The sequence below is a fragment of the Haladaptatus sp. T7 genome (assembly GCF_026008575.1).
In the GTDB taxonomy this organism is placed as follows: domain Archaea; phylum Halobacteriota; class Halobacteria; order Halobacteriales; family Haladaptataceae; genus Haladaptatus; species Haladaptatus paucihalophilus.
Genome location: NZ_BROP01000002.1, coordinates 294,815 through 306,743, shown reverse-complemented (window position 1 = coordinate 306,743; position 11,929 = coordinate 294,815). Strand labels below are relative to the sequence as shown.

10 protein-coding genes and 1 tRNA gene are annotated in these 11,929 nt (G+C 63.9%); 6 read left to right on the top strand and 5 right to left on the bottom strand.

What is annotated here, in order from left to right; all coding sequences use genetic code 11:
* Positions 1-36: 36 nt before the first annotated feature.
* Positions 37-1,170, bottom strand: coding sequence for a BMP family protein (locus tag OPC11_RS07665; RefSeq protein ID WP_264781673.1), 1,134 nt, complete (start codon positions 1,168-1,170; stop codon positions 37-39).
* A 121-nt stretch (positions 1,171-1,291) separates the two neighbouring features.
* On the bottom strand, positions 1,292-2,653 hold the full coding sequence (locus tag OPC11_RS07660; RefSeq protein WP_264781516.1) for a phosphomannomutase: 1,362 nt from the start codon (positions 2,651-2,653) through the stop codon (positions 1,292-1,294).
* Between the two features lie 91 nt (positions 2,654-2,744).
* Between OPC11_RS07660 and OPC11_RS07655 the strand changes: the two genes are divergently transcribed.
* A complete protein-coding gene (locus OPC11_RS07655; RefSeq protein ID WP_264781515.1) occupies positions 2,745-2,876 on the top strand; it encodes a hypothetical protein in 132 nt (43 codons plus the stop codon).
* A gap of 18 nt (positions 2,877-2,894) precedes the next feature.
* Here the strand turns inward: OPC11_RS07655 and OPC11_RS07650 are convergent, their stop codons facing one another.
* Entirely contained in the window at positions 2,895-3,368 is a 474-nt protein-coding gene (locus tag OPC11_RS07650) for a DUF5793 family protein (protein ID WP_007978721.1), read from the bottom strand.
* A gap of 238 nt (positions 3,369-3,606) precedes the next feature.
* Here OPC11_RS07650 and OPC11_RS07645 point away from each other — a divergent pair, with 238 nt between their 5' ends.
* From OPC11_RS07645 to OPC11_RS07625, 5 genes are all read left to right on the top strand, one after another.
* Positions 3,607-5,241, top strand: coding sequence for a type II/IV secretion system ATPase subunit (locus OPC11_RS07645; RefSeq protein WP_264781514.1), 1,635 nt, complete (start codon positions 3,607-3,609; stop codon positions 5,239-5,241).
* Entirely contained in the window at positions 5,241-7,340 is a 2,100-nt protein-coding gene (locus OPC11_RS07640) for a type II secretion system F family protein (protein WP_264781513.1), read from the top strand. Before OPC11_RS07645 ends, OPC11_RS07640 begins: the two co-directional genes overlap by 1 nt.
* A 31-nt stretch (positions 7,341-7,371) precedes the next feature.
* Complete coding sequence (locus tag OPC11_RS07635; RefSeq protein WP_264781512.1) at positions 7,372-8,013, top strand: class I SAM-dependent methyltransferase; 642 nt, start codon at positions 7,372-7,374, stop codon at positions 8,011-8,013.
* 116 nt (positions 8,014-8,129) lie between these two features.
* Positions 8,130-8,200 (top strand) — tRNA-Gly (locus OPC11_RS07630).
* A 280-nt stretch (positions 8,201-8,480) separates the two neighbouring features.
* Positions 8,481-9,083, top strand: a complete 603-nt coding sequence (locus tag OPC11_RS07625; RefSeq protein ID WP_264781511.1) for a class I SAM-dependent methyltransferase — start codon at positions 8,481-8,483, stop codon at positions 9,081-9,083.
* A gap of 18 nt (positions 9,084-9,101) precedes the next feature.
* On the opposite strand, the gene OPC11_RS07620 is transcribed toward OPC11_RS07625, so the two are convergent.
* Positions 9,102-9,440, bottom strand: a complete 339-nt coding sequence (locus OPC11_RS07620) for a hypothetical protein (RefSeq protein ID WP_264781510.1) — start codon at positions 9,438-9,440, stop codon at positions 9,102-9,104.
* Positions 9,437-11,812, bottom strand: a complete 2,376-nt coding sequence (locus OPC11_RS07615) for a penicillin acylase family protein (RefSeq protein WP_264781509.1) — start codon at positions 11,810-11,812, stop codon at positions 9,437-9,439. The genes OPC11_RS07620 and OPC11_RS07615 overlap by 4 nt, the downstream gene beginning before the upstream one ends.
* Between the last annotated feature and the right edge of the window lie 117 nt (positions 11,813-11,929).

Genomic DNA, 11,929 nt, shown 5'->3' with positions numbered 1-11,929 from the left:
TTTCCGTCCTACTTGTATAAGCGCGCGGGTTTGCGCTTACTTCTCGACCGTCGTCGGAACTTCGATGTCGCCGCTGATGATCGCTTCGCGGGACTCTTTGACCTTCGATTTCACGTCGTCGGGAATTTCCGACCCGAGGTCGGCGCCGTACACGGCCTCGATGCCGCCTTGCTCCAGGCCGAGAGTGTTGACTTTGCCGCCCTTGAATTCGCCGTCGATGACGTTCTTCGTGGAGCGGTAGACCGCCTCGTCCACCTTCTTCACCATGCTGGCGAGGATGACGTTGCTGAACTTCGCCGTCCCCTTGGCCTTCGACTGGTCGCTGTCCACACCGATGGCGAACCGACCCTTCTGGTTCGCGGCCTTGAAGACACCAGTTCCGGTACCACCAGCCGCGTGGTACACGATGTCCGCGCCGTTTTCGTACATCGAGAGCGCCGCTTCCTTCCCCTTCACGGGGTCGCTGTACGTGCCAGCGTACGCCGTCTTGACCTCGATGTCCTCGCTCGCGTGTGCGACACCGGCCTTGTAGCCTGCCTCGAACTTCTTGATGAGGGGAACCTCCTTGCCGCCGACGAAGCCGACGGTCTTCTTCCCGGACTTCGTGGAGCTTTTGCCCGCGCTGAAGTCCATCTGGGTCAACTGTCCCGCGAGGTGGCCGACGAGGAACGACCCCTGTTGCTCCTTGAAGACGTAGTTGGCGACGTTCTTCACGAGGTCGCCGTTGTCCGTCTCCGCCACGCTGTCGACGAGCATGAAGTTCTGGTCGGGGTACTGTCCCGCGTTCTTGATGAGGGAGTTCGTCTGAACGTAGCCGATACAGCAGATGAGGTCGTAGTCCGGGTTGCTGGACTGGGCGAACTGGCGCTGGAGGCTCTCCACGTCGGTCGGGGAGTCGGGTTCCGCGTTCTGGAACTGAACGCCAAACTCCTTTTTCGCCTGCTTGATTCCCATGTTCGCCATGTCGTTGAACGAGTTGTCGCCGAGGCCGCCCGTCGCGTAGACCATCCCGACGTTCGTGGTGTCCTCCCCGTCGCCGGAGCCACCGTCCGTTCCGTCGGTCGACGTGTTGTCGGTTCCGTCGTCGTTTCCGTCGCCGGAGCCATCGTCACTGGGGCTACTGATACACCCCGCGAGGCCAGCAATACCGAGCGCGCCGCCAGTTTTCATCAATGTTCGACGCCGTTTGTCAATGTTAGTCATCTATGCGTAACCAGACGGGTAATTTGTGATAAACGCGTCGCTTCACGCTTGAAAGGTCGAAAAATAACGGACAGGAGGCTATTGACGGTTACTTTTTTGCAGCGGATACGGCGTTCCCTACGACGTCTTTCGTCTCGGCGACGAGTTCGTCAACGGTCTCGCTCTCGGCGTAGATTCTGACGTACGGTTCGGTGCCGCTCGGTCGAACGAGCACCCACGAGCCATCTGACCGTTCCGCACGGACCCCGTATTCTGTTTCGACGGTCGCGTCGGGGAACCGCTCGGGAATCGCCGTCTCGACGCGTTCCATCGTCTCGGTCTTCGCCGCGTCGGGGCAATCGACGCTCACCTTTCGATAGGGTCGTTCGGTCACGTCGGCCCGAAGCGCTTCCACACCACCGGCGTCCGCGATGAGTCGGGAGAGCACCGCCGCGCTCACCACGCCGTCTATCCAACCGCCGAACTGGGTGTGGATGTGTTTCCACGGTTCGGCGGCGAACACCACTTCGGTGCCGTCGTCGCCCTCTTCGAGGGCCGCCGCGATGCCCTCGTGAAGCGCACCGAGGCGAACGCGCTCGACGCGACCACCGGCCGCCCGGACGCGCTCGTCGATTCGCGCCGAGGCGTTCGGCGTCGTCACCACCACGGGGTCCTCGGCGTCGCTGGCGTACGTGTAGTGTTCCGCGAGGAGTGCGACGACGGTATCCTCGTGCACGACGTCGCCGTCCGCGTTGACGAGGACGATACGGTCCGCGTCGCCGTCGTGGGCGAGGCCGAATTCGAAATCGTCCGAGGCGACGAACGAACGCAGGTCGGTCAACGTCTCGGGCGTCGGCTTGCTCGGTCGGCCGGGGAAGTGACCGTCCACGTTCGCGTTGAGCGAGATGACGGTCGCGCCCAGCGCCCGAAGCACTTGCGGGGTCGCCACGCTCGCCATCCCGTTGCCGCAATCGACCGCGACGCGGACGCCGTTCAGCGGCGCACCGTACTCGCGTGCGTACTCAATAACCGCATCTCGGTACGCGTCGATGACGTCCTCGTTGGTGCTCTTTCCCCACTCGTCCCACGGACGGGGTGGTTCCTCGTCCTCGACGCCGGTTTCCACGGCGCGTTCCGCGGCCCGGTCGTACTCCTGTCCGTCGTCGAAGAGTTTGATGCCGTTGTCCGTCGATGGGTTGTGACTCGCGGTGAGCATGACGCCGCGACGACCCTGCGAGGCGAACGCGAGCGCGGGGGTCGGAAGTTGTCCCGCACGGCGAACGGTCGCCCCCGCGCTTTCGAGTCCCGCTTCCATCGCGGCGGCGAGCGCCGCGCCCGTTTCGCGTCCGTCACGGGCGACGACGAATTCTTCCGCCTGTCGTCCCGCGGCCCGTCCGACGGCGAGAGCGAGTTCGGGCGTCACTCGCTCGACGACATCACCACGGATACCCGCAGTTCCGAACAAATTCATACGGAGGGGGTTCGCACGCTGGTACTTAGGTTCCCGCGATTCCGTTTTACCCCCCAATAACGATATGCCGACCAAGGTCGTAGCGGTTGACATGAACATGCCAAAGCTGACGACGCCGAACGGACTGTTCGACTACCTCATCGGACTCATCATCGTCCTTGCAGCAATCGCGGGCCTCTACATCGTCGCGGTGATGACCGGCGTCATCGCTCCGTGGTTCTGAAGGCGCGAAAAGGGTGGGTTACAGTTCGACGCCGCTCGGGATGAGGCTGTGTTGGCGCAACAGATTGCCTTCGCTGTTGTAGACGAGAAACGTGCTCTTGTCGTACTCGACCACGTGGTCGCCGTTGATGGCGATATCGACGTGATAGCGTCCGTTCGACTCGTCCGTTTCGTCGCCGTACGCACGGGCCGCCCGGATGAATCGGAGCACGTCGTCCGCGTCCTCGTTGAGTTCGAGGATGAAATCGCCCGTCGTTCGGTTCGTTACGCTCACCACGCCCGTCGCTGTCGGGTCGTCCAGACTGGCTTGGAGTCGGAAAGTAACGTCCGTTTCGCTCGCATCGAGGAGTTCGTCGGATGGTCCGGTAAGTCGCTCACGGAGCGTTGCGGACGGTCCCTCGAAATCGATGATTACCGTCGGCTTGCGGGGCGTCCCGTCCGCTTCAACCCAGTCGATATTTTCGACGTTCAGTGTGAAATAATCGCGCCTCATTCCGTACGCGAACCTACGTTCTCGCGTCTCATGAACGTAACGCCATATATCGAAACGAGACCATTATGTCACCAATGTTTTCTCTCTCCCCACATATCTATCGAAACTGAAATTGTCCAGCCATTGATTTAAGTACTCCCACCCCAATGAGCGTGACGAACACACGTCTCTCACGTGCGGACGCGTGTCGGTCGGGGACCGACGTTCGAAACACCCGCACGAGAGACAGGGAACAAACATGTCGGGGTTAGCGATAGACGAACTGACCGTTCGCGTCCGTGAGTGGCGACGGACGATTCGGCGCACGGCGGAGATGCTTCGGGGTTCGACCGTCCCGGTCGGCGACTACGACCCGGCGACCCACGGGTCGCTCATCACGTTCACCGGAGTGCCGGGCTACGAAGAGGTGGAGCGATACTGGGTGAACGCGCCGTTCGCGTTCGTCTCCATCAACTACGACCCGGAGGCGAACGAACACTTGTATCACGTCGTCGAACCCGAGTTGGATGACGTCGAAGTCGAACTGCTGGAGCGGCTGTTTTCCGACCTGCGCGAGTCGCTCATCTATCGCCGCGAGATGGGAGACGAGACGGCGGAAACCGTCCTCCGCGACGAACTGCGCGAACTGCTCGAAGTGTACGGCGTCGAGGTGGACGCCGCGACCTACTACCGGTTGTTTTACTACCTCTTTCGCTCGTTTCGCGGGTTCGGTAAACTCGACCCGCTCATCAACGACCCGCACATAGAGGACATCTCGTGTGACGGCTACGACCTCCCCATCTTCGTCTACCACGACACGTACAACGACATCGGGACGAACGTCGTCTACTCGAAGGACGAACTCGACAGCCTCGTCGTCCGTCTGGCCCAGCAGTCCGGCCAGCACGTCAGCGTCGGCGAACCGGTCGTCGAGGCGACGCTCCCGGACGGCAGCCGCGCAGAACTCGCCCTCGGCGAGGAAGTGACGCCGCGAGGGTCGGCGTTCACCATCCGAAAGTACGCCGACGAACCGTTTACGCCGGTGGACCTGGTGAACTACGGAACCTTCAACCTCGACCAGATGGCCTACCTCTGGCTCGCCATCGAGAACAACAAGTCGCTCATCTTCGCAGGCGGCACGGCGTCCGGCAAGACGACTTCGATGAACGCGATTTCGATGTTCATCCCGCCGCGCTCGAAGGTGCTCACCATCGAGGACACGCGGGAGTTGACGCTGTATCACGACAACTGGCTGTCGTCCGTGACACGCGACCGGTTGGACGAGGGAACCGACATCACGATGTACGACCTGCTCCGGTCCGCCCTCCGTCACCGCCCCGAGTACATCGTCGTCGGCGAGGTCCGCGGCGAGGAGGCGATGACGCTCTTTCAGGCGATGAACACCGGTCACACCACCTACTCGACGATGCACGCCGACTCGGTGCAGACGGTCATCAACCGCCTCGAAAACGAACCCATCAACGTGCCGCGGGCGATGATACAATCGCTCGACATCCTCTCGATTCAGTCGTTGACCTACGTCGGCGAGGAGCGATTGCGGCGGACGCAGACGCTCGCCGAAATCAACGGCATCGACCAGCGAACCGGCGATCTGGACTACACGACCACGTTCTCGTGGGAGCCGAGCAAAGACACGTTCCGCAAACGCGACAGCGGCGTGCTAGACGAGATTCGACGCGACCACGGCTGGTCGCAGTCAGAACTGCTCACCGAACTCCGCGACAGGAAGCTCGTCCTCCAGTATCTCCGCGAGAACGGCATCTCCGACTATCGGCGCTTTACGGCGATGGTCAACGAGTACTACGCCGACCCGGAGACCGTCGTTTCGAACGTCAGGGAAAGCACCGACTCGGCCGTCGCGGAGCTCGACTGATGGGTCTGCTCAACTTCGTCCCGCTCGTCCTCGCGCTCGCGTTTCTCGCGCCCGTCGCCCTCTCGCCAGTCAGCAGGACGGCGTACCGAACCGTCACCCGCGTTTCGCTACAGCTCTTCGGCAGCTACGTCCGCGACGGCGGGCGGAAACGGAACCGCCGCGAGGAGCTGTTGCGGGCGGCGCACGTCGGAGAGACGTACCGACTGTACGCGTCGAAAACGTGGGTGTACACCACATTGGCCACCATCTCCGGCAGCATCATCGGTATCTACGTCGTCGGACTCGTGTTGGCCGTCCTTTCGGTCTCCCCGGCGACGCTCCGTGCTGAACTCCCGGCGAGGTTGCAGTTTCTCGCCAATCTCGTGGTCGTCCCCTCGCTCACTCTCGGCGAACTGTTCGTCCTGCTCGTGTTCAGCAGCGCGACGGTCGGCCTCCTCGGTGGCGCGCTGACGTACTGGCTTCGCTGGGAGTTGCCGTCCTACCGGGGGAACGCCCGCGCCCGGAAGATAGACGGTAGCCTCTCTCGAACGGTCGCGTTCACCTACGCGCTCTCCCGGAGCGGGATGGGAATGCCCGCGATAATGCGGACGCTGGCGCGGAACCGCGACGTGTACGGCGAGGCGGCGGCGGAGGTCGGGGTCGGCGTCAAGGCCATGGACCTGTTCGGACTCGACGTGCTGACCGCCATCAAGCAGATGTCGCGCCAGTCGCCGAGCGAGAAGTTCGAGGATTTCGGCGAGAACTTGGCGAGCGTCCTCCAGAGCGGCCAGAGCCTTCCGACGTATCTAAGCGAGCAGTACGAGCGCTATCAACGGGACGCGAAAGCCGAACAGGAGGCGTTTCTCGAACTGCTCTCGGTGCTCGCAGAGGGGTACGTCTCGCTGTTCGTCGTCGGTCCACTCCTGCTCATCACCATCCTCGTCATCATGGGGCTGATGGGCGTCGCCGACACGCTCGACTTCCTCTATCTGATGGCGTATCTGCTCATCCCCCTCGGTAACGTCGGATTCGTCGTGTATCTCGACAGCATCACGGAATCGCTTCGAATCAGCCGCGAGTCGAGGACGACGCCGAGTATCACCGTTCCGACGGTCCGGCGCGTCGCCGACCCGGACGCCGGACGCACGGTGAGCGACGGCGGAACCACCCCGACCAACGTCGAACGATTGGCGGCCTACGACCGATTCAAGGACGTTCGAGACGGCCTCGCGGACCCGTTCAGAACCGTCCGCCGGAACCCGGATACGCTGTTGTACGTGACGGTTCCGCTCGCACTCCTCTCCGTCGTGCTTCGCGTCTTCCCCGACCTCGCGGCGGGGACGGCGACGCCCGCGTCCGTGGATGGCGTCGTGATACAAGCCGCGCTGTTCGTCTTGGGGACGTACGCCGTCGTTCAGTGGGCGTACCGTCGCCGGGTTAAAGCGATAGAGGCCGCCGTTCCCGACATGCTCGACCGACTCGCCAGCCTCAACGAGGCGGGGATGACGGTCGTCGAGAGCGTTCGACGGGTGACGAACAGCGACCTCGGCGCGCTGAACGACGAGTTAGAGCGCATGTCGCGCGACATCGAGTGGGGAACCGACGCCGCGACCGCGCTCCGACGGGTCGAGGACAGAATCGACACGCCGACCGTCACGCGGGTCGTCTCGCTCGTGACGAACGCGATGCACGCCAGCGGCGACATCGGGCGCGTCCTTCGAATCGCCGCGGACGACGCACAGGAATCGAGACGGCTCCAGCGCCAGCGCGAGGACGAGATGAAGACCTACCTCATCATTATCTACCTCTCGTTTTTCGTCTTCCTCGTCATCATCGGGGCGCTTTCGGCCATCCTGGTTCCCGCGCTCCAGGACCTTCCCGCCGGAAACGCGGCCGGTGGTCCGGTCGGCGTCGGTGGCCTCGGGAACGCCGCGGCGGTGGACATTCACGCCTACACCATCGTCTTTTTCCACACCGCGCTCGTCCAAGCCGTCGTCTCCGGGTTCGTCGCGGGGAAGATGGGCGAGGGAACGGTACGCGACGGCGCGAAGCACGCGACGGCGATGTTGGCCATCTCCTACGTCGCCTTCCTACTCATCGAGTTCCTGGTTTACCCGTAGGAGATTTACCCCCCGGCGCGAGAGTTCGACTGTGAACCCGACGAGTCACGACGTACGGGCGACCTACGACCGCATCGCGGGCCACTTCGCCAAGACGCGGGAGTACGCGTGGCCCGAAGTCGAATCGTTCCTCGACGGTCGAGCGGGCACCACGGCCCTCGACCTCGGCTGTGCTAACGGCAGGCACGCGGAACTGCTGACCGGACACGCCAGCCGCGTCATCGGCGCGGACGTGAGCGCGGGCCTCCTCGTCGAGGCCCGCGAACGGGCAACGGAACGCGGTTTCGACCTCGAACTGGTGCAGTGCGACGCGGCCCGGATTCCGCTCGACGACGACACCATCGACCTCGCGGTCTACGTCGCCACGCTTCACCACCTACCGAACCGCGAGGCCCGCGTCGGCAGTCTGGACGAACTCGCCCGCGTGCTCTCACCCGACGGAACCGCGGTCGTCAGCGCGTGGAGCACGGCTCACGACAAATTCGACCGCGAGGAGGGCTTCGACACGACCGTCGATTGGACGCTCCCCGGCGGGGAGACGGTGCCGCGGTTCTACCACATCTACTCGCCCGACGAGTTCCGCGAGGACCTCGACGAGAGCGCCCTCGTCTCCGACGACGTGTCCATCTCCAGCGGGAACTGTTACGCCGTCGTCCGCGGGCGAAAACAGTAACACCCTTAAGCCGGGGGGCACAATTCAGGAGTACACTCGTATTCGAACGCACCGGTGGTGAGCAAATCCTTCGGATTTGCGAGCCTCGGTGCGTACTCGGAACGGAGTGAGAGTACGCACCGGTGGTCTAGTGGCAGGACCTGAGCCTTCCAAGCTCATGGCACGGGTTCAAATCCCGTCCGGTGCATTTTCCGAGCGCTACTCCCCGAGCGACCAGCGTGCTGTGTCGCTCGGTTTCGAAGCGAGGGAATTCACGAGGGCTTCGAACTAGACTGGACACGGCCCGCGCAGGGAGTGTGAGTGGCGAAGCCACGAACGGACGACCGAGCAGGACTGTCCGTTCGGTGTTCAAATCCCGTCCGGTGCATTCTTCCACTATCGCTTCTTCGAGTCGTAACTGCCGTATCCGGATTACTTCCCCCAACAGTGACAACTAAACCGATGCTTTCCGTCATCCGAACCGAACGATGACGGACCCGGAGACGATTGCGACCTATCAATCGGTCGCGGACGAGTATCGGGAACTGCACGCGGACCGAACGGGTGTCGAGGGGATAGCCGAGCGATTTCTGACGGCCGTCGAGGGAGTGGCCGAGGGGAGCGCTCGAATCGCGGACGTGGGCTGTGGTCCCGGGTGGGAGTCGGCGACGTTCGCGGAGCGCGGTCACGAGGTCGTCGGCATCGACCTCACGCCGAACTTCCTCCGGGCGGCGCGGGAGGTCGCCCCTGCCGCCAACTTCGCGCGGATGGACATGCGTCGGCTCGGGTTCGAGTCCGATTCCTTCGACGTCCTGTGGGCTTGTGCGTCGTTTCTCCACGTCCCGCGGGAGGACGCTCCCGACACGCTGGAAACGTTCCGTCGGGTGCTCCGACCCGGCGGCGTCTGCCTCCTCTCGGTTAAACACGGCGACGGCGAGATGAGCGGCGACGTGTACGACGAGGACGGACGGCGCTTCACGCTCTACCGACCCGAGGAGTTGCGGTCGATGGCGGAAAACGCGGGATTCACGGTCGAATCGGTTAGCGTCGATGCGACCGACTCGTGGGTACAACTGCTGGCGCGAGCCTGAGTGGGTGAGAAGGAGTTCCTACGCCAACGACCGAGCCAGCCCACCGACGGTTCCGAGAACCAGCGGAATCGCCGCGGTGAGCGCGGTGATTTGCCCCATTCCGAGGGCGTGGCTGAACGACCCGTGGAGCGCGAGCAGTCCGGAGAAGAGGAGGAGGGCGAGCACGCCGAATCCGAATCCCGCGAGCACGCCGCGTTTCGGTGTCAGCGCGGGGATGCTGACGAGTGCGCCGCCGACCAGCAGGCCGAGCCAGTGGGTCCACGCGAGGGCGAGGCCGACGACCGCACCGACGGCGACGACCGACAGTCTCGCGGTCGGATTCGCCCGGAGCGCGTCGAGTCGGTTCACTCGGCTCATTCGTCACCTCCGAATTCGACGGCGAGGTCGCCGCGAATCTCGTGCGACAGGGGTTTGTACTTCGTGTTCGCCCATCGGCGGAGTTGGTCGTGGTAGTGGTCCGAGAAGTAATCGCCCGAGTTGCCGCCGGGGACGATGGCCTTCGAGTCGCCTCCCATCGGGCAGATCATCCGCCAACTGCTGCCGACCGCGGAGTCCTTCCGGTAGTTGTTCACGGTGTGACTCGACCCGTCCGTCGGAAGCACGGGATAGTTCAGGAACGACTGGTCGAACGGATGCGTGATGGCTTCCGTCGTGTTGTAATCCCCGTACACCTCGTCGTCGCCCTCCGCGACCTTCTCCGACGCCGTTCGGAGGGCGCGGACCATCGCCACTTGTCGCCCCTCGCTTCCGAACCAGCGCTCGCCGTCGAGGTGCGCCAGCACCCAATCGCGGGGGTAGTAGTCCTCGTCCAACCCGGCCTCATCGAAGGCGTCCGAAAGCGCCTCCTCGCGGAAGGCGTCGAACCAGTGGACGAACAGCAAGGCGGCCTCCGAATCGCGTTCCATCCGGTAGTTCCACCGCGACAGCGTTTGAACCGCCGATTCGAGGCCGTCGGCCCCTCCCGCGGCGTCCAGTAGCGTCGGAACGAGCGTTTCCGCCCGTTTGTCGAGCGTGTCGTCCTGAATCTCCGCAATCGTTTTCACGTCCATGGCTCCCGCTTTCGCCTTCTCGTCCAGCAGTTCGTAGATTCGCTGGCCGCGATAGGGGCTGGAGTACCCCTCGGAGAGGTACGGGTCGTCCGTGATTCGCTGGTTCGCGGTCGCTATCAGGTCCGGGTCGGTGACGTGCGGTTTGTCCTCGAACGGGACGAACCCCTCCCACGACGAGACGCCGAACGGTTCGAACCCTTTCCACTCGCCCTCTCCAGCGGAGCCGTCGAAAATCCGGTCGCCGCGGACCTCCTCGCCGTCCACCGTTCGGCGGGGAATCTTCCCGGTGACGTAGTAGAGCGTGTTGCCGTCCCGGTCGGCGTAGATGAGGTTTTGCGTGGGTTCGTCGAATCCCCTCGTCGCCGCGCGAAAATCCTCAACGCCGTCGCTTCTGGCGTACTCGCGGATCGCCGCCGTCGTGTTCGTCGCCGTGTGGCCCGTCCACGCGACGCCGACCCGGTAGCCCTCGCGTTCGAGGACCGGCCCGTGGACCGTCTTTCGAACCGTCGCCGTCCTGTTTTCGCCGTCGGCGACCTCGATTTCCCGCTCCTCGGTTTCGAACTCGCGCCACTCACCATCGTAGCGGTACCGATTCCCGTCGGTTTCGTACCGGTAGAAGTCGATGACGTCCGCACCGGCGTTGGTGAACCCCCACGCCCCGGCGTGGTTCTCGCCGATGACGACGAACGGGACGCCCGGAAACGTGACTCCGCGGACGCGCATGTCGCCCTGTTCGAGGTTCATCTCGTACCAGACCGGCGGAGCCATCAGCGATAGGTGCGGGTCGTTCGACACGATTGGGGCCCCGCTCTTCGTGTGTTTCCCCGAGACGAGCCAGCTGTTCGACCCGATGCCGTGGTCGCGCTCGAAGCCGCCGAGCCAATCGAGCAACGGCGCTCCGACTGCTTCCGAGTCGGTCGCCTCGTTCCGTCGGGAGATATCGTTCGCCGTCGTTCCCTCGTTCGTCTTCCCCTCGTCTTTCCCGCGGATAATCGGCGAGTCGTGGTCCAGTCGCTCGGGGTAGAGGTCCGTCGCGGCGTCCGGGCCGAGCGCGGAGGCGACCTTGGCGCGCCGGAGGGTGAGAAAGCTCCCCGTCAGCGTCCACGAAATCTGCTTTTCCAACAGCATCGTGTCTTCGGGGGTCCACCGCGCCGGTTCGTACTCCAGCAGGCCGAACTCCAGCGGGAGCGGTTCGTTCTCGATGTACGCGTTCACGCCCGCCGAAAACGCCCGGACGGGTTCCGCCGCCTCCGGTTCCGAATCGGCGATGTGGTCCCACGTCGCGTCCGCCGCGCCCGCGAAATCCATCTGGACGTGGAACTCGTCGGAGTCGGCCGCCAGTTCGCCCACGACGGCGGCAACCTGACCGCGCATCAACCGACGCTGTAGGTCGAGTTGAAACAGCCGGTCCCGGGCCTGCGCGTAGCCCACCGCGAAGTAGAGTCCTGTCTCGGTTTCGGCCGTGATGTTCGGCACGCCGTCCTCGTCGTAGCGGAGTTTCGCCGACCCGTACTCGCTTTCGACGGACTCGTTCACGTCGTCCGTCGCGCTCTCCCACGCCGACCCGCTCAAGGGGGCGAAGCGCCGGAGGTAGCTCCGAACGGGCGAGAGCGACCCACCGACGGCCGTTCCCCCGAGTATCGCGCCGACGAGGGCACGGCGCGTGATATCGTCATCCATACCACAACGTGTGACCTCGCCGATATAAATGCCACCGCCTCGGACCCAATTGTAAACGAGTGGTAGATTTAATTCCGTTGCAATCGCCGAACGTTCCGCGCCTCCCCCACGGCCCCG